Here is a 24,875-nt window from a genome sequence, read left to right as displayed (position 1 = left end):
GATTCCTTCACACGCCCATTTATACAGGAAAAAATGGAGTTATTTTTACAAAACAAAGGAGGACAAGAGTTGAAGAAGAATTTAATTTTGTTCGTTATAACCTTTTTTGTCATTAGTATTGTGGCAGGTTGTGGTTCTGGAGGAGGGAAAGTGTTAGATCGCATTGAAAAATCCAAAGAGTTGAATGTGGCATTTGAAGGCACCTACCCCCCATTTAACTACTTAGATGAAAACAATGAATTGCAAGGTTTTGATGTAGACATTTCGAATGAAATTGCGAAAAGATTAGGAGTTAAAGCTAACTTCATTACTACGAAGTGGGAGGGTTTAATAGGTGGTTTAAAGGCAGATAAATTCGATGTAATTATTGGCCAGATGTCTGTAACAGAGGAACGGAAAAAAAGCGTTGATTTTACTGACCCATATGTTATTACAGGTTCCGTTTTAATAACCCGTAAAGAAACAAATGACATAACAAAACTTGAGGATATTAAAGGAAAGAAAGTTGGTGTTGGTGGAGGGACAACTTTTGAAGAGATTGCAAAAACAGTTGATGGTGCAGACGTTAAATTATATAAAGCATTTAGTGATTATTTAGAAGATCTTACGAATAAACGATTAGATGTCATTATTAATGATCAGTTGTTAATGAGCTACAACATTAAAGAAAACAATCTTCCAATAAAAGTTGCGAGTGATATTGTTAAAAAAGACGAGATTGCAATGGCAGTTAATAAAGGAAATGAAGATTTTGTAAAGAAGCTAAATGCAGCGTTAAGTGACATGAGAGAAGATGGAACATATAACGAAATTTATAAGAAGTGGTTTGGAACAGACCCTATAGAAAACTAATAATAAGAATATATTTTTCAAAAATAATCGGAATTGGGAGGGAATAGAATTTGCGCATCGTTGTATTAGGAACTGGGATGATTGGTACGACAGTAGTTAGTGAAGTTGCTAAATTTAATAGTATTGATGAAATTACAGCGGTTGATGTGAGACAAGAAAATATAGATACATGTTTGGAAATCGCAAATAACCCTAAAGTAGTCGGTAAAATAGCGTCATTAGATACGGAAGAAGATATTGCAAAAATATTAGAAGGCGCAGATGTAGCGGTTGCGTGTCTTCCGCATTCGTTAAGCCCTATCGCAATAAAAGCGGCGATCGCATCGAAATGTCATTTAGTAGATCTTGTCGGATCAAAGTTTAATGAAAAAGTGGAATTGCATCAAGAAGCACAAGAAGCGGGTGTATTAATTGTACCTGGATGTGGTGTTGCTCCTGGGATAACAAACTTCCTGGCAGCTCAAGGAATTGAAATGCTAGATGATGCTGAAGAAGCGGTCATGATTTGCGGAGGAATTCCTAGACATCCTGTACCACCACTTTGGTATCAAGTTGTTTTCCGTCTTGAAAGCGTTTTAGGTCTTTATACAAAACCAGCAATCGCAGTTGAAAATGGGGAACTTGTAGAATTACCTCCTCTATCGGGATTAGAAAAAATAACTTTTCCAGACCCGGTAGGTAACTGTGAGACGGTAATCACAGATGCGCATAGCACTGGGTACACACTTAAAGATAAAGTGAAAAATTTGTATGAAAAAACTGTTCGTTATCCAGGGCATTGGGACAAAATGAGTGTTTTAGGGGAACTAGGGTTTCTTGATGATAAACCAATTACGCTTGGTGAAATTACGATAACTCCACGAGCGATTGCGGAAAAAATTCTTGCTCCCAAAATGATTGGTGCTAGTAATGAAGATATTACAGTGCTCCGGGTAGAAGTAAGTGGGATCAAAGAAGGGAAAGCAACAAAACATATTTGGGAAATGGTCGATTTATATGATTATGAGCGACAAATTACGTCTATGGCAAAGACTACAGCAATTCCTGCTGCATTAATCGCTAAATGGATAACTAGTAAAAAGATAACGGAAACTGGTGTTGTCCCAGTAGAGAGCTTAATCATAAGGGAGCGGTTCCAGCCATTTGTAGAGGAATTAAGTAGCTTAGGTATCGAAATAAATTACAAAGAAGAAGCCTTTATGTGAAGAAGTGTAAATACTGTTTGGCTTGTCGGATAGGAGGATGATGATGTATGGACGTCACAATAATATTAGATTCATTGCCATCCCTACTTAAAGCAACTTTAATGACTATTTGTTTGGCAGGAATCTCGATTATAATCGCTTTAATAATTGGCTTTTTCACTGCAATAATAAGAATAGTAAAAGTGAGCATATTAAATGGAATTGCTACGACATATGTTTCTATTATCCGTGGAACTCCGCTTCTTGTGCAAATTTTTGTCATTTACTATGGTTTACCGCAAATTGGTATAGCTTTAGATCCAATATCTTCAGGAGTAATGGCTTTGAGTCTAAATGCAGGTGCATACCTTTCCGAATCTTTTCGTGCATCTATACTTGCTGTAGATAATGGACAAATGGAAGCATCTCTATCAATGGGGATGACTTATTCGCAGGCTTTGAAGAGAATAATTTTGCCACAAAGTCTTCGAATCGCTATTCCTACCTTGTCCAACTCATTTATCGTACTTATTAAAGATACCTCTCTCGTCTCAGTAATAACTGTAACGGAATTATTACAAATGTCGAGTTTGATAATCGCAAAAACATTTGAACCACTTACGATATATTTGATAGCCGCCGCTATATATTGGGTTTTGATAACTTTCTTTACAACTCTATTAGATAAATTGGAAGTTAGAACTTCCAAATACTTAGTTCGATAAGTACTCTATTCGAAATACGAATGAAAGGAGTCGCCCATGAGTATTATTCAAATTAATAATTTGAAAAAGAGTTTTGGCTTAAATGAAGTATTAAAAGGAATCGACCTAACAATTGCTAAAAGTGAAGTAGTCGTCATAATGGGACCAAGTGGTTCCGGAAAATCAACATTATTACGTTGCCTAAACTTTTTAGAAGAGCCATCGGATGGAATCATTCGAATCGGAGAGTTCCAAGTAGATATAGATGGAAAGTTAGATCGAAGAAGGAAAAAAGAAATAAGGGAGCTAAGAAAGATAACGGGTTTTGTGTTTCAGTCATTTAACCTATTCCCGCATAAAACAGCAATTGAAAATGTAATGGAAGGACCAATTATTATACACGGCACTAAGTTGGACGAGGCTAGAAATATAGCGCAAGACCTACTTATAAAAGTAGGTCTGGGTGATCGTTGCAATCATTATCCGGCTCAATTGTCGGGTGGTCAGCAGCAAAGAGTAGCAATAGCTCGGTCATTAGCGTTAAATCCAGTGGTTATGCTTTATGATGAACCTACGTCGGCGCTAGACCCTGAACTTGTAAAAGAAGTTCTTCAAGTTATCAAAGATCTAGCTAAAGAAGGAATGACGATGGTTATAGTTACTCACGAGATGAACTTTGCGAAAGAGGTTGCGGATAGAGTCATTTTTATGGATAATGGCGTAATAGTGGAGCAAGGTACATCAGATGAAATCTTTCTTAAACCAAAGGAAGCAAGAACAAGACAATTTTTGTCGATAGTTGAGTAAGAATTATAAAAATATTTGATGATAAAAGAGGTAGTTGCTTAATGCAGCTACCTCTTTTAACTAAATTTTGAATAAGGAATTCAAAGTTGACACAAGGTTTAAGTACTTGTATTAAATAACTGCTTTTTAAAAGGCGAAGTCCCTAGTATTTGTATTCCTTTAAAAACAGTTTTACACTTATTAATAGAACATATAGAAAGGAGATAGATGATGGAATTTTTAATGATTATCCTACTCTTGTTAGCCATTATTGGGCTTTCTAATTTTATAAATCATTTCATGCCATACATACCAGTCCCACTAATTCAAATTGCACTCGGTGTATTGCTTGCGGCCTTGCCGTTAGGGATACATGTTCCGATGGAGCCAGAGTTATTTTTTATCCTATTTATTGCTCCACTTCTATTTTATGACGGAAAGAATGTGTCTAGGAAAGACCTTTGGAAACTACGGAAGCCTATTTTATTGTTAGCGCTGGGACTCGTGTTTCTAACTGTAGTTGTTATTGGGTATCTAATTCAATGGTTAATCCCTTCGATTCCGCTATCGGCGGCTTTTGCACTTGCGGCTATTTTATCGCCGACAGATGTAGTGGCGGTTGGAGCTATTTCAAGTCGAGTCAAAATGCCGAAAACGATTATGCATGTGCTTGAAGGCGAGGGGCTTATGAATGATGCCTCTGGATTGGTTGCCTTTAAATTTGCAGTTGCAGCAACGGTAACGGGGGTATTTTCACTTGCGGAAGCAAGCTGGAGCTTTTTATTGATCGCAATCGGAGGATTTGTTGGGGGAGCAGTGCTTGCTTTCATCATTATTCGATTGAAAGTATTTATCCGGCGGTTAGGCATGGAAGATGTCACGCTTCACATGCTTATCCAGTTATTGACACCGTTTATCATTTTTTATGTTATTGAGCATTTTCATCTTTCAGGTATTTTATCTGTTGTAGCAGCTGGTATCGTGCACGCAATTTATCGAGATCGGGAGCAATCACCAAATGTGCAATTACAGATTGTTTCCAAAAGTACATGGACCATTCTTATTTATATTTTGAATGGACTTGTATTTGTATTGCTAGGACTACAAATACCAAGTGTTTCTCGGGAAATTTTTGAAAGTCCTATGTTCAATAATTTTGAAGTGATTAAGTATATTTTAATCATTACTGCTTCTCTTTTATTATTACGCTTTGTTTGGATATTTGCAGGATGGTGGGGCGGATGGCTGCTTAAGGCAGAGCAGTTACCAAAGCCGTCACTCAGGTATATTAGCATTACGACCATTTCAGGTGTCCGAGGTGCTGTAACACTCGCTGGAGCTTTTACGATTCCGTACTTTTTAGCTAATGGCGATGTATTTCCAGAACGTTCATTAATTATTTTCATCGCAGCAGGTGTAATTTTGGTGACACTTATCTTGGCAAGTATTTTCCTGCCTATTATTGCAAAAACAGAAAAAGGGAACACAGAAAAGCTGAAAGAGGAAATGGAGAGAAAAGCAATCCTTCTTTCAATGGATGCTGCGATTAAGACGATGCGTGAATTAACTACTGACGAAAACAGAGGAGCAGCTGTTTCCATTATCTCGCACTATAATCAAGTTCGTAATGATCTGATTTATATAAGTGAGGAAGAAAGTGCTCGAAGAAAGGCATTAGAAACCGAAACACGTTTGAAAGCATTAGAGGTAGAAATAAATTATATAGAAAAGTTGCAAACAAGTGAGCAAATCAATCGGGAGTCGCTATATTTATTGGAAGAGCATATCCATCGAATGCGAGTTGCTGTTACGAATCGCTTGTTATACAGAGGATTATTCATATGGACAATTGTAAAGCGAGGAATATTTAATTTAGCAAGCTTGTTTAAGTCAAGGAAACACAAATCTTTTAGAGCCCGCATTGAAAAAAACAAAAAAGTGGCCATGCTTAAAATGGAAATGGCGCAAGCAGCAATCGCCTATTTGAGAGAAACAATGACCCCTGAAAATGAAGGAATCAATGAATTGATTATCGGAGAGTACAATGAAATGATCTTAAAGTTTAAATTAGCGCGTAAAGGTGCCGACTCAAGTAAATATATTCGAGAGCAGCGAGAGTTGAGAGACAAAGCCTTTCAAGCGGAACGTGATGAGATTCAAAGCTTATATGAAACAGGTGAAGTTTCCAGTGATATTATGAGGAAAATTCGCAGACAGATTAATATTAGAGAAGCTTACTGGATGGAAGAAAACAGTGTACAATCTCATTAAAAAAGCAATCTCTCGCCTTACTTAAATGTATGGCGAGAGGTTGCTTTTATCCCGCATTAACGGGCAGTAAGACTCCCGCTTCAAGATGTAAGAAAAGCGAAAAGATAAGCGGGAGATCAACTGCTGGCATGCGCCCGATGAAATGATCCCAGACTAAGGACGCAACATCGTGTTGCTCCTGCGCAAAGCTCGTCGCAAAATAAAAGAGCGTTTGCAACGTCTGTGTGACCCACATCGTGTGGGACACAACTAACAATCAGTGGGGGATGACGGGGACTAAAAGCGCGACGTCCATGTCGCAACGTCCCCACTAGGACGTCCTGTGCGTCGAAAAACCCCCACTGATTGAAGTTTTACTTTATTTGTCTTGGCAATTTGGTTGACCTGGTACTAGTCCACTTCTAGGTTGTAATCTTTTTTGTTTGCATTGTTCCTCTAATAACTTTTTCATGAGTTTTTCAATATAATCTATCTCATCATTTTTAGGGGCAAGAGGAGATAAATTCTCTATTTCAAGTGGATCTTTCGTTAGATTATACAATTCATATTCTTCAGGGACTGGATGGGTTTTAGTAGTTATTTTTGAAACGGATATACTGATTGTTCCATCGATAGGAATTTGGCTTTTAATCTCGGTTGTTTGATCCTCTATTCCAGGATTGCTCCAAAATTGTGGATTGTCAAAGTAACGAGTGAACTTCCATATTTCATGTGCATTATTTTGACCAGTTGGGAGACGGGCGATAACCGCTTCAAGATGGTTAGGCTGTGTCACAGATTGATAAGGCTCCCCTGAGAAGCTAACTTGGTTTAAGCCTCTTGTGACATCATCGTCCGACATAAAATAGACGGGATCATGTATTTGAAGAGATTTATCTTTGTCATATACAACAGGTGTAAGATCACGTCCTACAAGCGGATGAACTTCAGTATGATCTTGCTTAAGTTCTTTTGCAATCTTATGCACATCAATGTTAGCAAGCCCAAGTAGTGTGGGAAGAATATCCACATGACTTGTTAACATATCTGCGGTTCTGCGTTCAGAAAATAATTTGGGACTATGAATAATAAAAGGAACATGAATCGTTTCTTCGTAGGCGTTATACCATTTTTGGAACAATCCTCCGTGTGCTCCTAACAAATCGCCGTGATCCGAAGTGAAGATAACGATTGTATTGTCGTAAAACTTAGATTGTTTTAATGCCTGAAAAACTTTAGACATCTCATCATCTACTTGCTTGTGCAACGAAAAATATAGCTGTCGATAAACTAGTGTATCTCTAGTAGGTTGAAAGGTTTTTGGGTATGTTTCTTTATAGCTTTCTTGTGCAGTTGGTTTTGTAAGTAGTGACTCATTAGTAGTAGGAGCAGGTGGAATGAATGGAACAGATGGGTCTATATCAAAGTTAAACAAAGGAGAAACTTCCGTTAGATCTCCGTATAAAGCGATATCATGCGGATTAATAAAGGAAGAGACGATTAACCATGGTTTAGCATTTGCTTTTGGACTGTTTTTTTCAAGTGAGGAGATGAGATTAACCACTTCTCTTGCGTATACTTCATCACGTCCTTTCGTACCAATTTGAGCAGAAGAACCAGAATTTCTTGGATTTGTCCCATGTGGTTCTGGTCCAAGCCACCCTGAAAAGCCAAATTCATCAAGGCGATCTGCTTCTAAATAGAGTTCTTCATTTGAAGTGTTAGGAACACCGGTTGCGGGATGATAACTTAGCATCGCATTTTGTGTACCAGGTATTAAGATATCTTGATGGGAAGCATGCCATTTTCCTTTCCAAAAGGTGTCGTAGCCAGCTGCACGAAAATAATCGCCGATGGTAGGGACGCTATTTGGATCAAGCCAAAAGATGTCTGGTTCAGATGCATTTGCAGCACCTCCAGTTGTTTTAGTTACTCCATGAAGAGATGGATATTGCCCTGTGTATAAAGTTGTTCTACTCGGAGAGCAGGCAGTACTTCCGATATAGTGATGAAGAAATTCTAAACCGTTATTTCGCAATAATTCTTGTGTTTTTAAATTTTCTTTCCGCCACTTTTTTAGTGCATCGTTTTCATAAACAGTTGGAAAGCGTTGCTCGTCTACTAGGAATATGAGGAAATTAGGTTTTCGTTCACACGAATTTATGTCCGACCATTTCGTGTCTTTCTCCTCCAAAATTTATCAACCCCTTAAAAAATGTTTTCTATATTTTACGTTAGAATTTATGAATTGTTTGGGAGTTTTTTAGCTAAATTTAAAAGAATGCTTAATCGATCAAGTAGAGACAAACACACATATTTCTAATTGGACATAAAGTATAAAAAGTGTAGGGAGGTTGTTCGTGTGGAGAAAAATAAAGAAACAAGCTTTAAATTAAAGGGTTCTCGTTCGAAATGGCATCCAGTGGAAGCTGTCGGAATTCTATTAGTTGTTGCTTCGTTACTGATCCTATTATTTGATCCTAATTCACTCTCTAATTTTTTCAACACGATTATTGCTGAGGTAAAACCTATTGTAGTGGATGTTTTTTTAACAAGTGAAATAGGAATCGCCATCATTATTAGTGTGATTTTTGGACGTATGATTGAACGTTTAGGATTTACGGATGGGCTAATCCGGATTTTTGTTCCGATTATGAAATTGCTTAAAATAAATCCATCTGTCATTGTACCGAGTGTATATAATATTTTAGGTGATATTAATGCGGCTGGAAAAATTGCTGGACCTGTTCTGGTGAAGGCAAAAGCGACGAAAGCAGAACAAAAAATAGCAGTTGCAACGATGATACAATCTCCGCAATCCTTTGCCACGTTAGTGCTAGGTCTCATTGCACTTTCTGCGTTTAACATTAATCCGTTTCCACTTATTATACTTTCTATTTTTCTTCCGATCATTGTTGTTCCATGGATATTGTCCGTCACTATTTACCGTGATACTAAAAAGGTTGATTTGGAAAGTTTGCCCCGATTTACGCCAAAAACAAAATTTCTAGAAACAATTTTTTCTTCTGCGAAAGAAGGGGCTGAGCTTCTATTTTTAATCATTATTCCAGCGGTTGCAGCTGTGTTTTTCTTTATCGGTGCACTAAGATTTTTCGGAGCTTGGGGTGTGATTGAATCGAATTTATCTAATGTACTGACATTTTTAAGTATCGAACCAGCGACAGGTATCGTATCCATTCTTGCCGCTCCAACGCTTGCTGTAGCTCAGCTTGCAGAACTATCGATGTCCATTGATCCACGATTAATAGTTGGCTCTTTTGTTTTAGCTAATTCTGGGTTACCATTATCCGTTATTTTCGGTCAAATTCCTGCAGCTTGGGCGGAAGTTTCAAGCTTGAATGAGAGAGAAGCTTTAGTAGCATCGATTATCGGGATAATTATTAGAATCGCGACTGCCTGTTTACTTGCGTATTTTTTAACGCCATTTTTGGTAGGATAAACAATGAGTATGTATTTGATTCGTGCGAAAAAAATTGTCACTGTGAGCCATATGGGAACGATTGAAGATGGGGCAATGGTAATCCAAAATGAAAAAATAATAGAAGTAGGCGCATGGGAAAATCTACGTAAACAATATTCCTTTATACAAGTTATCGATTATACAAACGATGTAGTAACTCCTTCTATAGTCGATTGCCATACCCATTTACTTGAATTTGCGCCAACCTCGCTTTATCCAGTTACTGCTATTACTCATTTCTTAGCGGGAAAATCGATTCTTTTTCAAGCTTTATCTGCGGGGATCACAGCACTAGGAGAACAAGTTTGCGGTCATACACTTGGTGATTTTGCTATTGAAGATTATAGGAAAGCGGTTCATGGAATTCCATTAAACGTTTCTTTTGCAACAACTAGTATATCCATTGGCTTTGAAAAAATAGCTCATTTTACTTCGATTACACAGTCTAAAGCGATGCATAAAAAGGATTTAGTAGATCCTTTTTTAGTTAGACAAATTGCAAAAGAGAGTGATTATCCAGGAGAAAATATATTTATCAATGCAACTCCGGCCAATTTCACTAAAGGTGAAGTACCAAAAGCCGGAGAAATAATCTACACAATAGAGGAAATGCAACAAATTGTGGATATCTACCATGACCTAGGAAAGAAGATAGGTGCCCATGTAGCAGGTAAAAAGGGAATAGAGATGGCGTTGGAAGCAGGAGTGGATGTTTTACACCATGCACATGGCATTACCGATGAGCTAATAGAAAAAACTTCCGAACAGGGTGTGCAAATAGTTGCAACCCCAATGGGAGGAACGCATTTAACACCCAATTCTCCGGAAGAAATACTGAAATTTGTAAAGGCAGGCATTCCTGTTTCTATTTCTACAGATGCTTATTTACCACCATATCTAGAAGTATCCTGGCTCCCTTATCAAGATCAATTATTAAAAGGACCAGACCAATTAATGTTAATTGCTAACCCTTCCATGCAAGTGTTAAAGGAAAATAATTTCGATGAAAATGCAATTTTAGCTTTACTTACTCATAATCCAGCGACTATATTAGGCAAGCACCATCAATTTGGTCGTTTAGAAAAAGGGCTAGATGCCAATTTTTTAGTAGCAAAAGGTATTCCTGGCTTGGAGATCACCGATATAGAGAAAATAAAAAAAGTGTATTATCAAGGAAAAATGGTAATAAGTCGGCCATAAAAAGATATATCACTTGTTATATAAAGTGCAATATAGGGAAACTGTGCAGTAGTCATCGGCGTCTCACTCCTAGTAAACTTGTTTTATGAAAAATGGTTGATCTTCAGAGTAATTTGGTTGCTTTCAGACTAGAACTAGTTGCTTTCGTCAGCTGTTTGGTTGCCCTTAGCCATTTATTGCATTTACAAACGCTAAATACTATTTATGATTTTGTTTTTAGCAAGTCGTTCATAAATAAAAAAGAAATTACCACTGATTTTTACTGTAGGCGGCGACTCCTGCCTGATGAGTGGGCTCATCGCTCACCCGGCGGAAAGCGTCCGACCTGCAGTGAAAATCTAGCGGACACTTCATCAACCAACTACGTCGCAGTTTCCCTATAATGTGTATAAGGTAATTTCAACTTGTTCACCGCTTGTTGATAGGAATCATTCAGATCACTTACCTAACAGAGCCTCTATATGAAGCACAATTCCGATACTGTTCAAACTATCCTTTAAAAGGGTAGTTTTTTTATTTCTAAAATAATGAAAATGAACCTAAAAACATAACACTTCAATTGCGGATTTTCTAAACGGTCGAGGGAAATGCTAAGAGTGTAAGTAAAAAAGGAGGTTTTAGGATAAATGACGATAAATAAAGAACTGGAAGCTTTAAAAGCGTATAGCTGTACAGATCGTTGTGTGTTAAGTGTTTATTTAAATACGAATCCTGCAGACCCAGATACGCTAAAAGGTGCTTGGAAAATTCATCTGAAGAGTGGTTTAAAAAGAATTGGCGAATATTTAGAAGCATCGAATGACGAGCAGGAACTAAAAGCATTCGAAAAAATAAAGAAAAAAGTGATCAATGAGATAGAAGAAAATGCCCATGATCTTCGAAAGGGAATTGTAATTTTTGCTACTGCAAATGAAGATTTATGGTCTGTCTATTATGCACAGGTACCGGTTAAAACAAATTTTTACTGGGAAAACCATGCGATGACAGAACAATTAGAGTATATGTATAAAGCATATCCAGAAGCGGGAATAATCATGCCAAGCTTCGGAGAAGTCCGTATTTTGGATACTGCGATGGGATTAGTTAGAGACGACTTAACATTTAAGTTTGACCCGGTTTCGGAAGAGTGGAGAGAAAAGAAAAAAATGGATGCCAAAGGAAGACGTGCAGTTGCAGACAATAGAACCGCCGTATTAGAGCCAGGATACAGAATAAATGCGACTAACCTCTTTAAAGGAATGAGGGTGACCATCGAGCAATTAAAGAAAAAACGAGGTTGGCGGGAGTTCCACGTAGCCGGAGAGGCAGAAATGGCAAAAGCTTTTACAGATAGTATTAGGGATATGCCTGCAAGCTGTATCCACAAAAATTTAAATAACAGTAAATCAAATGAGGTAATTCATCAAATTTTCGAGAAGTAACAACAAAAGATGAAGCTAAGCATTACTGCTTAGCCTCATTTCTCAAGGTGAAAAACTCACAAAAATAAACTTTAATTTTGTTGCATAAATGCTCTTAAAACGCACAATATAATCTCACAAGGAGGTGAAACAACATGGCAGATCGTAATTCAAATCAACTTCTAGTACCGGGAGTGCAACAAGCTCTTGACCAAATGAAATATGAAATTGCACAAGAATTCGGTGTAAACCTTGGCGGAGACTCTACAGCGCGTGCTAACGGTTCCGTTGGCGGAGAAATTACTAAGCGTTTAGTAGCTCAAGCTCAAGCACAAATGAGTGGACAATCATTTAACCAACAATAACAAAATAGACCGGTGGCAAAAAATTGCCGCCGGTTTTTCATGTCTATATGGTTAACTCAATGGACTGCCGCTATAATGCCTTCCTCATCATCTAAAATTAATTCGATTCCTGTAGAAGTAGGATCAAGATTCAAAAATTCTTTCAGTGTCATTCGCAGTGCTTCAATTAAATTTAACGTACTTAAAAGTTGTTGTTGTCCATTGACATAAGCCTCTGCGGTAAAGCCAGAATCGTCATCATACATAAGCTCGACTTCAACTTCTTCAGGTATTGTGTATTTTTGACGTGCAATATATACACATACAGCGTTAATAATGTTTTGTTCTGGGATTATTAACTTCTCCATGAGTTAGCATCCTCTTTTTTCTTGTCTTTAAACAAACCGAAGATTTTACGAATAACTACCACAATTAAAATAATCGCTGCAGCGTTTATTGCAAATCCTAATATCGAGCCAAGTAAGCCCATATTAGCGAACAAGCTACCGAATAATAATCCCGCAATTCCACCTATAAATAAGCCTTTCATTAGACCGCCAGCAGTAAATCCGCCTTTTGTGTTTGTATTAGATTTGGATTTGCTTGTTGCAGTTGTAGAATCCTCTTTTTTCTTTTGGATATTTGAATTATTGTTTGTTGTATTGTTATTTGTATTGAAACTTTTCTTTCCTGATTTATATTTTTTTGCTTCTGCTGTGATTGTATCTTCGTTAAATACAAAGTTTCCAACGGATGAAAACACAAGCAGGGCTGTCAGTAAAAATATTGCTAATTTTTTCAATTTAGATAACCTCCATGAATAATAACTATTTGCCAATTTAACATAGGCATATAGTTTAACTTTATACTATTTACGGATGAAAGAAAAGAAAGTTACACTATATATATGTTCTTCAATAGATTGGGGAAAAAAATAAAAGTTATGCACAAATCTGTGGAAAACCTGTTAGTAAATTCATTAGTATAGATAATAACTAACTGTATTATTGATTTAGGCTTGTGTGTAACTTTATCCACAAATACACAAGTAAAGAATAATGTCGAATTTTTTTTGAATAGAAATGGGATGAGAAGAATATTAATAAGAAAAATAGAATAAAAAAAGACACCCTTTAAACTTAACCGCTCGGTAGGTGTCTGTTAGATAAAAGTATAGGTTATTTTTCACAATAGATCGGTGAAAACTACATGGAAAGATTATGCATGCACAATCAATGAGCGTCGGCAAATTTCATTTTCCAAGAGAGATATAAAATCACTAGAGAGTTTCAACTCTTTTGCTCGTTTATAAGACTCTAATAACAATTCATCTGGCATTTTACTCATTTCAATAACACCTCCTGATTATATTTCATCCACTAAAGTCTATTGTGAAAAATAAAATGAATAGTTTATATCTATAACTTTAATCTAACAAAAAGCTAGGTTAAGAACAACTGTTCTCTTATCCACAGCTGACGGTGGATAACCTGTTAACAATTGTTAGTAAGTTCGTACAAATGTTTATACAACAGTTGGAATTTTGTGAATAACTTTATCCACAAAAGTATATAACTCGAATTTTGTCGAAACATTTTTATAGATATTAGATTCTAAATTCTCTTATTGTGCATAAAATAGACTTTTCCGTTCCTATTTTATCTTTTTTACATAAGTCACACTTATACTAAGGGAAATAGATAGTAATATAGAGGACTTATCCACAAATAATTCGGATATTTATTGTACATATCTTAGGTTATTCTCGATCTTTATCCATTACCTCCTCATCTGTTTCTTCTACATTTTCTTTATCCACATTCGTATCTTCTGTTTCACTATCGTTGTCTTCCACATCCACATTTAAATCTACATCTTCTTCGACAGGGTCATTCATATCATTATCATCAGGATCATCACCGCAAGCTGCTAGTAATCCTACTGAAAGAAAAGTTGCTGCACTTAATTTCCACCATTTATGTCCTTTATTTAAATTCATAGTCATTTTGATTTCCTCCTATAGGTTGTACAAAGGCATCTTCCTATGTATTTGCCCATACTTATTCTTTTCTAAACCTTTATTTTAAATTTCATGCATAAAAGAAAAACCACCGTGGTGGTTTTTGGATTTTATCCCGCATTAACGGGCAGTAAGACTCCCACTTCAAGATTGAAGAAAAGCGAAAAGATAAGTGGGAGATCGACTGCCCGTAAAAGCCCGATTGGTTCAACTAACAATCAGTGGAGGTTGAAGAAAACCCCACTGATTGAAGCTTCACTTTATTCGCCGTCTTTATTTTCCTCTTCAATATCTTGTTCTATTTCTTCATCAATTGTGTCATCCACATCCGATTCATTTTCACCGTCCCCACATGCTGCCAAAAAGGCTATGGAAAGAAATGTTGCTGCACCGACTTTCCACCATTTACGTTCTGCGATTGAATTCGTTGTCATATGAATTTCCTCCTAATTGTAGTTTCTTTTTAATACTTAGATATTAACTACCCCATATTTCTATCTAGGTAAACCTTTTCTTTAGAAACATTCGCACATAGCTGTTTTGCGGAAGCGTTTTACAAGGTTTTGTTTGGCACTTTGCTTGCCTGCAATTTTTGTGTATGACGAACGATCCTTGTTACATGATTACAGAAAAAATGCGAAAAGGATGCAACAATGTCGCATCCTTTTCGCATTAATAGTCTCTGTCATGGTAAGTGTTCCTACATTGATAAACAAATTAGTAGCTACTTTTATTAAAACTGAATATATCATTCTTATTTATTTTTGATAGTTTCTTTTTTCAAATAGTCGTTTAGTTTTTCTATATCTTTATGAAAGATACGATCTTCCGTGATTGATGGAATAATTTTTCTGATGTCCTCCCATTTACTGAAAAGGGAAGGGGACATTAGGTTAACTCCACGATATTCTACGCCTTGTGTTGCGCATAAAGCTTCAATCGCAAGGACTCTACGTGCGTTTTGAATAATTTGAGAGGCGTGCCTTGCACCGATTGTCCCCATACTGACGTGGTCTTCTTGGTTTGCAGAAGAAGGTATAGAGTCAACAGAGGCCGGATGGGCAAGTGTTTTGTTTTCCGACACTAAGCTGGCGGCAGCATATTGTAAAATCATAGCACCTGATTGAAGTCCAGGTTGCGGGCTTAAAAAAGGTGGAAGTCCTTCGTTCAACTGAGGATTCACCAGTCTTTCTATTCTTCTTTCGGAAACGTTCGCAAGCTCTGCAATCCCTATTTTTAAGAAGTCCATTGCAAAGGCAATTGATTGTCCGTGGAAGTTTCCACCTGAAATAACGGTGTCGCCATTGTCTACTATTAACGGATTATCGGTGGCAGCATTCATCTCAATCTCTAGTTTTTCTTTTACATACTCTAATACTTGCCAACTAGCTCCATGAATTTGAGGGATACAACGCAAAGAATAAGCATCCTGTACACGTTTCTCTCCTTGTTTAGTCACAAGCTTGCTTCCTTCGAGCCATTTTAGCATACGTTGTGCAACTCCCACTTGCTCCGAGTAGCCGCGTGCTTCATGAATTGCGGGGTGGAACGCGTCGGTTATACCATGCAAAGCTTCCATTGACATAGCGGCAATCCACTCAGTTTGATAAGCAAGTGTTTCCGATTCTAACCAATTTACAACTCCTTGGGCTGTCATCGCTTGAGTTCCGTTTATAAGTGCGAGCCCTTCTTTAGCCTCGAGTATAATTGGTTGTAGATTATGTTTAGCCCATATTTTCTTAGAGGCAATATGTTTCTCGCCATCCCATACAAAACCTTCACCGATAAGGACTAGGGCTAAATGGGAGAGGGGAGCCAAATCACCGGATGCACCTAGTGAACCTTGTTGTGGAATTACTGGGTGAATTCGATGATTTACCATATATGCGAGCCGCTCTAGTACTTCCAGGCGAATACCCGAGAATCCTTTTAATAATGCGTTCAATCTTAGTATAAGCATTGCACGTGATACTATTTCATCGAAAGGCTGACCGATCCCACAGGCATGTGAGCGAATGAGATGAAGTTGAAGTACACGAACGTTCTCTTCATCAATGCTTACATCGCTGAATTTTCCGAAGCCTGTGTTGATACCATATACGATTCGTCTGTCTTTTACTATTGTTTCTACCGCTTTTCTACTTTTAACAACAGCTTCTATAGCAGTTTTTTCAAGCTTAACTTGTTCATTTTGATATAAAAGGGCACGCATATTTTCTAGCGTCAGTCCATTTCCTTTTAAACTAATCATTCCTATTCACGTTCTTTCTTCGTAAAGTTTCTACTTTAACCAACGACCTTCAATCCTTTTTTCCACACTGTTTTTACGTGATTCACACCAAATAAATATTGTAGTTGCTGGTAACTTTGGACATTCCAAAGAACGACATCCGCTTGTTTTCCAACCTCTAAAGAACCAACCTTATCTTCCATTTGAATTGCGCAAGCTGCATTATAAGTAGCGGCACATAAACTTTCGGCAGGTGTGAGTCGCATAGAGATGCAAGCTAAATTCATTACAAGTGGCATAGAAGTAGTGGGGGAGGAACCAGGGTTGCAGTCTGTAGAAATGGCAACAGGCACCCCTGCATCAATCATCCTTCTACCTTTAGCAGCTGTTTCTCTTAAGTAAAGAGCAGTAGCTGGCAGTAAACAAGCAATAACTCCTTTCTCAGCCATTGCTTGGATACCTTCCTCTGTTGTTTTCAATAAATGCTCTGCAGAAATTGCTCCTACTTTTGCTGCAAGCTCTGCCCCTTTGTATGGTTCAATTTCATCTGCATGTATTTTCGGGATAAGCCCGTGAGATTTACCAGCTTCTAAAATGCGCTCGGTTTGTTCTGGTGTAAAAACTCCAACCTCACAAAAAACATCATTAAACTTTGCTAGCTTTTCTTTAGCAACTAAGGGCAGCATGTCATTAATAATGAGATTTACATAATCCTCTTCACGGTCTTTAAATGCTTCGGGAACGGCATGTGCTCCCATAAAAGTAGGAACAATATCCATTGGATGCTCTTTTTGCAATCGTTTCATAACACGAAGTTGTTTTATTTCTGTTTCCAAATCTAGTCCATATCCACTTTTTCCTTCAATCGTAGTAACTCCATGCGCTAAAAAAGAATCTAGTCTTTTAGAAGTTTGAATGACCAGTTCATTCTCTGTTGCCTCGCGGGTCATTCGTGTCGTCGAATGAATTCCGCCGCCAGCATTCATAATATCCATATACGTAGCGCCTTCCAGACGCATCTCGAATTCCTTTTCTCGGCTACCTCCAAATGCAATATGGGTATGAGGGTCTACTAAGCCAGGTGTTACGAGATGCCCGGTTGCATCGATGATTTCTACATCCGCTTCACTTTCCGTATAGAAAACTTCCAATTCTTCCGTAGTACCAACTGCTTGAATAATTCCGTCCTCCAGCCATATACTTCCGTTTTCAATAATCGCTAATTCGCTCATTGCGCCTTTTACACGGGGACCTTTTAATTTACTTGCTAAAGTGACCAGCTGTGATGCATGCTTGATCCAAACTGCTTTTCTCATGGTAATTAGTCCTCCTGTTTCATCATTGGTATGTGAATTCCTTTGTCACGTGCTGTTTTTTCAGCTAGCTCATAACCAGCATCAAAATGACGAACAATTCCCATCCCAGGGTCTGTCGTTAGTACTCGTTCTAGTCTTTCTTCTGCAGCTTGCGTTCCGTCCGCGACAATAACCATACCTGCATGGATGGAATATCCCATACCAACACCGCCCCCATGGTGAAGGGATACCCATGTTGCACCACCAACTGCATTTATCATGGCATTAAGTATTGGCCAGTCTGCTACTGCGTCCGAACCGTCTTTCATCGCTTCTGTTTCCCGATTCGGGGAAGCAACTGAACCTGAATCGAGATGATCTCTACCAATAACAATAGGAGCTTTTAATTCACCAGAAGCGACCATATCGTTTATAATTTTTCCGAAGCGAGCGCGTTCCCCGTAGCCTAGCCAGCAAATACGGGAAGGAAGACCTTGAAAATGAATTTTTTCACGGGCCATTTTGATCCAGTTACATAAATGAGTGTTATAGCTAAACTCACGTAAAATCACTTCGTCTGTTTTATAAATGTCTTCCGGATCACCAGACAGTGCAACCCAACGGAATGGACCTTTTCCTTCACAAAACTGGGGACGAATATAAGCTGGAACGAACCCTGGGAAGTCAAATGCACGTTCAAAGCCCGCATCTTTTGCTACTTGACGAATGTTATTTCCATAGTCAAATGTCACGGCACCCTGATCCATCATGTCAACCATTGCACGAACATGCTTTTCCATAGATGCTTTAGCTAGTTTTACATACCCCTGTGGATCATCTACTCTCTTTTTCAGCGCATCTTCTAGACTCATTCGGGAAGGGATATATCCATTTAATGGATCATGGGCAGATGTTTGATCTGTTAGAATATCTGGAATAAAACCACGAGTAATCATTTCAGGTAAAATATCGGATGCATTTCCTATAAGACCAATCGATAGAGCTTTCCCTTCCTGTTTTGCTTCTTTAGCTAAACGAATCGCCTCATCTAATGAATCTGTTTTGGAATCGGTGTAACCCGTTTCGATTCTTCGATCAATACGTGATTCATCCACATCAATACCAATGCAAACTCCCCCATTCATTGTCACTGCGAGTGGCTGAGCTCCACCCATGCCACCAAGACCCGCTGTAAGTGTTATAGTATTTTTTAAAGTTCCGCCAAAATGCTTTTTTGCAAGCTCTGCAAATGTTTCATACGTCCCTTGAACAATCCCTTGAGAGCCAATGTATATCCAACTTCCAGCGGTCATTTGTCCGTACATCATGAGTCCTTTTTTATCGAGCTCGTGGAAATGTTCCCATGTTGCAAAAGCTGGAACTAAGTTAGAGTTTGCTATAAGAACACGAGGAGCATCTGCATGAGATTTAAATACCGCAACTGGTTTACCAGATTGGACAAGCAACGTCTCGTCATTTTCTAATTCCTTTAACGAGCGAATAATTGCATCAAAAGCATCCCAGTTACGGGCTGCTTTTCCAATACCGCCATATACAACTAAATCATCGGGATGTTCTGCAACTTCTGCATCCAAATTGTTCATCAGCATACGAAGAGCAGCCTCTTGAAGCCAGCCTTTTGTATTTAACTTTGTTCCTCTGTAACGGATAACCTTTTCACTTGCTTTACTCATCTGAAAATCCTCCTTCTATTTTTATCCTGCAGCCCGTAAAAGCCCGATTGAATGATCGCAGACGAAGTACGCAACATCATGTTGCTCCTGCGCAAAGCTCGTCGCAAAATAAAAGAGCGTTTGCAACGTCTGTGTAATCCACATCGTGTGGGACACACCTAACAATCAGTGGGGGCTGACGCGGACTAAAAGCGCGACGTCCATGTCGCAACGTCCCCACTAGCACGTCCTGTGCGTCGAAAAACCCCCACTGATTGAAGTTTCACTTTATATCTATTCTATCTGAATCTTTCGGTAATTTAAGTGTTTTTGAGAAAAAAGTAAAAATTTCTCATCTGCTAATAGACTGTTTTGTTAGCTTGTTAAAATAAAACTTTCTGAATTTTTGTAACCCTTCATTTAACAAACCGTCTGTTTATATATAGATAAGGGGGTAGGTAAACATGAAAAAAGGATTCTTCTATTTTCTATTACTCGTACTTTTGGGGTTTCTTGGAGCTTGTAGTGCAGCTGAAGAAAGTAAGAGTGTTTCTGAAATGGACAGTGTAAATGATTCTGCCGCATATGTAGAGAAAGAGGAAAGTTTAGCGGTGGAAGGAGAAGAAAAAAGTACGGAAGAACCTGTTGAAGCGACTGATCAGCGTATGATTATTCATAATGCTATTATTCGAACGAATGTAAAAGAACTTGCAAAAGCGCAAAGCAATATCGAACAGAAGGTAAAGGAGTACGGAGGCTATATCGTTGAATCCAATGTATATAAACAAGATGACCAGACGAGTAATGGACATATGATTGTCCGAATACCAGAAAAGCATTTCGAAACTTTTTTATCCGATGCAGAAGGGGAAGCGTCAAAGGTATTAGAGCGTAACGTTACTGGTCAGGACGTTACAGAGCAATATGTGGATTTAAGTTCCCGTCTAAAATCTAAAAGAGTGGTCGAAGAACGTTTGCTCACGTTTATGGAAGGAGCAGAGAAAACAGAAGATTTATTGAAAATTTCCTCTGATTTAGCAAAAGTCCAGGAAGAAATAGAAGTGATAGTCGGTAAGATGAAATATCTGGAAAACCAGTCTTCCTTTTCGACAATTGAACTAACAATGATTGAAAATCGGGTTATTGTTCCGGGAATTGAAAATAATGATTTAAATACTTGGGAAAAGACAAAGAAACAGTTTGTCACAAGTACAAACACATTACTTGCTGGCGGTTCTGCTATTTTAGTATTTTTCATTGGAAATTTACCGGTCTTTCTAATATTAGGTGTAATTGCTTTTGTCGTGTATTGGATAATTAAAAGAAGACGATTGGTACAGAAAAAGTAAATTAATTTAAAAAGCCAACTTCCTCGGAGGTTGGCTTTTATGGTAGAAACTTTGTATCATGTTAAATCATTTTGAGTAGCTTTCCATTTCCGAAAGATTAACCAGACAAGAACAAAAATGCTAAAGGCGACTATTTCTAAAGAAATGATATACCAAGGATATGGTCCCAAGAAATCTAGTAAACTCCCATTAATCGGTTTTTCTCTTAAAAACATATAGTTACCTTGAACAAGAATATTCAGAATAAAAATGAAAGGAAAGATGATGTTTAATACAAGCATTGTTTGTATAATCCCTTTAAAAGTAGGCCAATAGCCTTTTACCCAATGAAGATAAAATGCGGTCAATATAATTCCGATATGCACATAAAAGAATTGAATAAATTTAAAGTCAGGGAAATGTACAATGATAGAAGGGGTTAGCACGGCTTGAAGGGCACCCCCCATGCCAGCAAAAAAGATAAAGTCATATAGTCGCTTGCTTCCAGTCCATAAGAGGAAACAGGAGCAAAAAAGACTTAAACTACATAGATGAAGTGGTAGAGATTCACTGAAACTCCATTTTCCTTCTAGGATCAATATAAGATGGTAGGAAACTTCCATTATCAATAAGGAAATGGCAAATAAACGTTCAAACAGAAGTATGTTGGTAAATGGACAAGCCAATACATTTCTGAACATATATAAGAGTAATAAACTGATGAACAACACAGTAATAGCGATTAAATGTTCGAGCGAAAACAAGACGAATGTAGTTATCGTATTTTCCTTCACATTCTATCCCTCATTTCGTCTTTCAATCTTATGGATGAATATACACATTGGTACTCGTTGGGACCATAGAAGAAAGCTCCAATACGTCTTTGTTATGCATCCGAATGCAGCCATGCGAAACTTCTTTTCCGATAGATGACGGGTCATTAGTTCCGTGTATACCGTAATGGGGTTTAGATAAACTCATCCATAGTGCACCAAAAGGTCCCCCGGGGTCCACTTCCTTGTTAATGATAATGTAATTTCCTGTTGGAGTGGGCGTCAATATTTTTCCAACAGCAATCGGATATGTCTTTAATAATACACTAGCATTGTACAACTTTAATTGCCGCTTTTTAACGGAAACATCAATCCATAGGGTCATAAAATCATCTCCTAATAAGTGTAGTTTTATCATATGGGGAGAGGAAGGATAAGTGTACATTATAAACATTTCACGAGCGAGTTTAGACTTGTCCTACACTTATAGGAAAAAATTTTAAAAGTTCAATGTATGGGACAATCATTCATCTCCATATACTTTATCAATCAACTAAAGGAGTGAATGAATGGCAAATCAGAAATGTAAAAAGTGCAATAAAACAGGTGCTGGTACTTGTAAATGTAAGTAATATGGATATATAATTCAATATCCATATTACGCTTATTTCAATCTAAAAATTAATTCATTTAAAAAGTCATTCTCTTAACGAGTGTGGCTTTTTTGCATTAGTGAGGAAACTATAAAAGATTTTGATATGTGGATAACTATTTTAAATAGCATAAGGCATGACATGTTATTATTTGGATCCTGATCCCGCAGGTGTCGCCGCTTTACGCTTCAATCAATAGAACTTGCTGACTAATCAAAGGTTTCGACCCATAGAAAATGCAACATCGTACTAAATTTAGTGTCTGATTATGAAGTAAATAACAAACTCTATTGGATTGTAGCGAAGGGGTGGCGACTCCGGCGGGAACAGTACGAGCTGAAAGCTCCGAGGAGATTGAAGCCGTGCCCGTGGAAAGCGTCCACCCTGTAGCGAAAATCCTAGCGGACTCGGACTCTTCATTCAATTCACTACCGCGCAGTTTCCCCTATTATGTGTGTTATTACATTTATCGTTCCCATGAGCTAAATTGGGCCAGAGACATGCGCTTGCGCTTTTCTTATTCAAGAACCTTTTTTGCAAAAGTACAATAAACTAGTTCTACCTTGCAGATGACTGTTAAGGGAACCTCTATAAACGACATTTGTCGTTTGAAGAGATTAGTTCATCTTTTTCGATCGGTCGAGGAACGTTGACTAGCCTGGATAGCTTATACAAAATGAGCTAATTCTTAAAAGTATTATGTATCATAAACTTTATTCTTTCATACTATGTATAAAATAGAGCCCTGAATGGAGGGAATAGATGGATATTTTAAGTAAGGTGAAGAGCTACCGCGAAGAAGAAAATCAATTGAAGTGGGAAGGCACGTTCGAGGAATTTTTAGATATGTTGAAAGAAAGACCAGAAATTGCCCAAACTGCTCATTCACGTGTTTATAGCATGATAAAGAGCTCCGGGTTAACTGAAAGAAACGGGCAAAGAATGTATGACTTTTTCGGGAAAGAAATATTTGGGCTTGAAGCGTCGCTGGAACGACTTGTGGAAGAATATTTTCATCCTGCTGCCAAGAGATTAGATGTGCGTAAACGAATTCTTTTACTTATGGGACCTGTTAGTGGAGGGAAGTCCTCCATTGTTACATTGTTAAAGCGTGGTTTAGAGCAATATTCTAGAACAGACGAAGGTGCTGTCTATGCGATAAAAGGGTGTCCGATGCATGAGGACCCTTTGCACTTAATCCCACATCATTTGCGTGAAGATTTTGCAGAAGAATATGGTATCCGAATTGAAGGTAGCTTATCTCCACTCAATACAATGCGATTGGAAAAGGAATATGATGGACGTATCGAAAATGTTTTGATAGAACGAATCTTTTTCTCAGAAGATAAACGAGTTGGTATCGGAACTTTTACACCGTCAGATCCAAAGTCACAAGATATTGCAGATTTGACTGGTAGTATCGATTTCTCGACGATTGCTGAATTCGGCTCCGAATCTGATCCTAGGGCATATCGTTTTGATGGAGAACTAAACAAAGCGAACCGTGGAATCATGGAATTTCAGGAAATGTTGAAGCTAGATGAAAAGTTTCTTTGGCATTTATTGTCTCTGACGCAGGAAGGTAATTTCAAAGCAGGAAGATTCGCATTGATAAGTGCGGATGAGTTGATCGTAGCACATACAAACGAGACGGAGTACCGTTCTTTTATTTCCAATAAAAAGAATGAAGCACTTCACTCTAGAATTATCGTTATGCCTATTCCATATAACTTGAAAGTAAGCCAAGAAGAACGAATTTATGAAAAAATGATTAAAGAAAGTGACATGACTCACGTCCATATTGCTCCACATGCACTTCGAGCTGCCGCTATTTTTTCTATATTAACAAGATTGGAAGTACCTAAAAAACAAGGCGTTGATATAGTTAAGAAGATGCGACTGTACGACGGAGAAAGTGTAGAAGGGTTTAACGAAATCGATCTTGAGGAGCTTAAGAAAGAATCGTTAAACGAAGGTATGCATGGAATAGATCCACGTTACGTGATCAATCGAATTTCTTCCGCGATCATTCGTAAAGAAATACCGTCCATCAATGCATTAGATGTTTTACGTGCATTAAAAGAAGGCCTAGATCAGCATGCGTCCATTTCCCAAGAAGACCGCGAAAAGTATATGAACTATATTGCAATCGCTCGAAAAGAGTATGACGAAATTGCGAAAAAAGAAGTGCAAAAAGCATTTGTCTACTCATATGAAGAGTCAGCTATCACATTAATGAATAATTATCTCGACAACGTAGAAGCATTTTGTAACAAAAACAAAATGAGAGATCCGTTAACGGGAGAAGAAATGAATCCAGATGAAAAGCTAATGCGTTCGATAGAGGAACAAATCGGTATTTCTGAAAACGCGAAAAAAGCATTTAGGGAAGAAATATTAATTCGACTTTCTGCTTATGCAAGAAAAGGAAAACGTTTTGAATACAACTCGCATGAGCGTTTAAGAGAAGCAATTCAAAAGAAACTGTTTGCCGATTTAAAAGATGTCGTCAAAATTACGACGTCTTCTCAAACGCCAGATGAAACGCATTTGAAGAAAGTTAATGAGGTTATTGCAAGACTGGTAGATGAACACGGATATAATACTACGTCAGCGAATGAATTACTCCGTTACGTTGGAAGTCTACTCAATAGATAAATATAAAAAAACAAGACTGATGGTAGCTATTAGTCTTGTTTTTT

22 protein-coding genes are annotated in these 24,875 nt (G+C 37.8%); 11 read left to right on the top strand and 11 right to left on the bottom strand.

What is annotated here, in order from left to right; genetic code table 11:
- Nucleotides 1-69 precede the first annotated feature (69 nt).
- The 5 genes from FG382_RS18820 to FG382_RS18800 all read left to right on the top strand — a co-directional run bounded on the left by FG382_RS18820 (nt 70) and on the right by FG382_RS18800 (nt 5,797).
- Nucleotides 70-852: a transporter substrate-binding domain-containing protein gene (locus tag FG382_RS18820; RefSeq protein ID WP_142540436.1), complete on the top strand. Its 783-nt coding sequence runs from the start codon at nt 70-72 to the stop codon at nt 850-852.
- 50 nt (nt 853-902) lie between these two features.
- A complete protein-coding gene (locus tag FG382_RS18815; protein WP_142540435.1) occupies nt 903-2,057 on the top strand; it encodes a saccharopine dehydrogenase family protein in 1,155 nt (384 codons plus the stop codon).
- Nucleotides 2,058-2,104: 47 nt separating this feature from the next.
- A complete protein-coding gene (locus tag FG382_RS18810) occupies nt 2,105-2,761 on the top strand; it encodes an amino acid ABC transporter permease (RefSeq protein WP_142540434.1) in 657 nt (218 codons plus the stop codon).
- A gap of 36 nt (nt 2,762-2,797) precedes the next feature.
- Nucleotides 2,798-3,547 carry an amino acid ABC transporter ATP-binding protein gene (locus FG382_RS18805; RefSeq protein WP_280525895.1) on the top strand — a complete coding sequence of 250 codons (750 nt, stop codon included), beginning with the start codon at nt 2,798-2,800 and terminating at the stop codon, nt 3,545-3,547.
- Nucleotides 3,548-3,757: 210 nt separating this feature from the next.
- Complete coding sequence (locus tag FG382_RS18800) at nt 3,758-5,797, top strand: Na+/H+ antiporter (protein ID WP_142540433.1); 2,040 nt, start codon at nt 3,758-3,760, stop codon at nt 5,795-5,797.
- A 358-nt stretch (nt 5,798-6,155) separates the two neighbouring features.
- Here the strand turns inward: FG382_RS18800 and FG382_RS18790 are convergent, their stop codons facing one another.
- Nucleotides 6,156-7,970, bottom strand: coding sequence for a sulfatase family protein (locus FG382_RS18790; protein ID WP_229677289.1), 1,815 nt, complete (start codon nt 7,968-7,970; stop codon nt 6,156-6,158).
- A gap of 168 nt (nt 7,971-8,138) precedes the next feature.
- On the opposite strand from FG382_RS18790, the gene FG382_RS18785 reads away from it, so the two are divergent.
- The 4 genes from FG382_RS18785 to FG382_RS18770 all read left to right on the top strand — a co-directional run bounded on the left by FG382_RS18785 (nt 8,139) and on the right by FG382_RS18770 (nt 12,222).
- Nucleotides 8,139-9,236, top strand: a complete 1,098-nt coding sequence (locus FG382_RS18785) for a hypothetical protein (RefSeq protein ID WP_170206582.1) — start codon at nt 8,139-8,141, stop codon at nt 9,234-9,236.
- Between the two features lie 3 nt (nt 9,237-9,239).
- Nucleotides 9,240-10,457 carry an amidohydrolase family protein gene (locus tag FG382_RS18780; protein ID WP_142540431.1) on the top strand — a complete coding sequence of 406 codons (1,218 nt, stop codon included), beginning with the start codon at nt 9,240-9,242 and terminating at the stop codon, nt 10,455-10,457.
- A 626-nt stretch (nt 10,458-11,083) separates the two neighbouring features.
- The gene (locus tag FG382_RS18775; protein WP_142540430.1) at nt 11,084-11,878 is read left to right on the top strand and encodes a VLRF1 family aeRF1-type release factor; all 795 of its coding nucleotides are present in this window, start codon (nt 11,084-11,086) and stop codon (nt 11,876-11,878) included.
- A 134-nt stretch (nt 11,879-12,012) separates the two neighbouring features.
- Entirely contained in the window at nt 12,013-12,222 is a 210-nt protein-coding gene (locus FG382_RS18770) for an alpha/beta-type small acid-soluble spore protein (protein ID WP_142540429.1), read from the top strand.
- Between the two features lie 56 nt (nt 12,223-12,278).
- Here the strand turns inward: FG382_RS18770 and FG382_RS18765 are convergent, their stop codons facing one another.
- From FG382_RS18765 to hutU, 8 genes are all read right to left on the bottom strand, one after another.
- A complete protein-coding gene (locus FG382_RS18765; RefSeq protein ID WP_142540428.1) occupies nt 12,279-12,569 on the bottom strand; it encodes a YxcD family protein in 291 nt (96 codons plus the stop codon).
- Nucleotides 12,557-13,003, bottom strand: coding sequence for a hypothetical protein (locus tag FG382_RS18760; RefSeq protein WP_142540427.1), 447 nt, complete (start codon nt 13,001-13,003; stop codon nt 12,557-12,559). Before FG382_RS18760 ends, FG382_RS18765 begins: the two co-directional genes overlap by 13 nt.
- A gap of 416 nt (nt 13,004-13,419) precedes the next feature.
- Nucleotides 13,420-13,548, bottom strand: coding sequence for a sporulation histidine kinase inhibitor Sda (locus FG382_RS18755; protein ID WP_142540426.1), 129 nt, complete (start codon nt 13,546-13,548; stop codon nt 13,420-13,422).
- 412 nt (nt 13,549-13,960) lie between these two features.
- A complete protein-coding gene (locus FG382_RS18750; RefSeq protein ID WP_142540425.1) occupies nt 13,961-14,206 on the bottom strand; it encodes a hypothetical protein in 246 nt (81 codons plus the stop codon).
- A 275-nt stretch (nt 14,207-14,481) separates the two neighbouring features.
- The gene (locus FG382_RS22785; protein ID WP_170206581.1) at nt 14,482-14,655 is read right to left on the bottom strand and encodes a hypothetical protein; all 174 of its coding nucleotides are present in this window, start codon (nt 14,653-14,655) and stop codon (nt 14,482-14,484) included.
- Between the two features lie 320 nt (nt 14,656-14,975).
- Complete coding sequence (gene hutH, locus FG382_RS18740) at nt 14,976-16,472, bottom strand: histidine ammonia-lyase (RefSeq protein ID WP_142540424.1); 1,497 nt, start codon at nt 16,470-16,472, stop codon at nt 14,976-14,978.
- Nucleotides 16,473-16,507: 35 nt separating this feature from the next.
- The gene (hutI, locus tag FG382_RS18735; protein ID WP_142540423.1) at nt 16,508-17,767 is read right to left on the bottom strand and encodes an imidazolonepropionase; all 1,260 of its coding nucleotides are present in this window, start codon (nt 17,765-17,767) and stop codon (nt 16,508-16,510) included.
- 5 nt (nt 17,768-17,772) lie between these two features.
- The gene (gene hutU, locus FG382_RS18730) at nt 17,773-19,440 is read right to left on the bottom strand and encodes a urocanate hydratase (RefSeq protein WP_142540422.1); all 1,668 of its coding nucleotides are present in this window, start codon (nt 19,438-19,440) and stop codon (nt 17,773-17,775) included.
- 443 nt (nt 19,441-19,883) lie between these two features.
- Here hutU and FG382_RS18725 point away from each other — a divergent pair, with 443 nt between their 5' ends.
- The gene (locus tag FG382_RS18725) at nt 19,884-20,768 is read left to right on the top strand and encodes a DUF4349 domain-containing protein (RefSeq protein WP_142540421.1); all 885 of its coding nucleotides are present in this window, start codon (nt 19,884-19,886) and stop codon (nt 20,766-20,768) included.
- 56 nt (nt 20,769-20,824) lie between these two features.
- Here FG382_RS18725 and FG382_RS18720 read toward each other — a convergent pair whose 3' ends face one another.
- Together FG382_RS18720 and FG382_RS18715 are read right to left on the bottom strand one after the other, a co-directional pair.
- Nucleotides 20,825-21,541: a YwaF family protein gene (locus FG382_RS18720; protein ID WP_142540420.1), complete on the bottom strand. Its 717-nt coding sequence runs from the start codon at nt 21,539-21,541 to the stop codon at nt 20,825-20,827.
- A 28-nt stretch (nt 21,542-21,569) separates the two neighbouring features.
- Nucleotides 21,570-21,905 carry a L,D-transpeptidase gene (locus FG382_RS18715; RefSeq protein ID WP_142540419.1) on the bottom strand — a complete coding sequence of 112 codons (336 nt, stop codon included), beginning with the start codon at nt 21,903-21,905 and terminating at the stop codon, nt 21,570-21,572.
- A 1,030-nt stretch (nt 21,906-22,935) separates the two neighbouring features.
- On the opposite strand from FG382_RS18715, the gene FG382_RS18710 reads away from it, so the two are divergent.
- Nucleotides 22,936-24,831 carry a PrkA family serine protein kinase gene (locus tag FG382_RS18710; RefSeq protein WP_142540418.1) on the top strand — a complete coding sequence of 632 codons (1,896 nt, stop codon included), beginning with the start codon at nt 22,936-22,938 and terminating at the stop codon, nt 24,829-24,831.
- Nucleotides 24,832-24,875 lie beyond the last annotated feature (44 nt).

The organism is Psychrobacillus lasiicapitis (assembly GCF_006861795.1).
GTDB lineage: Bacteria > Bacillota > Bacilli > Bacillales_A > Planococcaceae > Psychrobacillus > Psychrobacillus lasiicapitis.
This window is presented reverse-complemented; position numbering and strand designations above follow the sequence as displayed.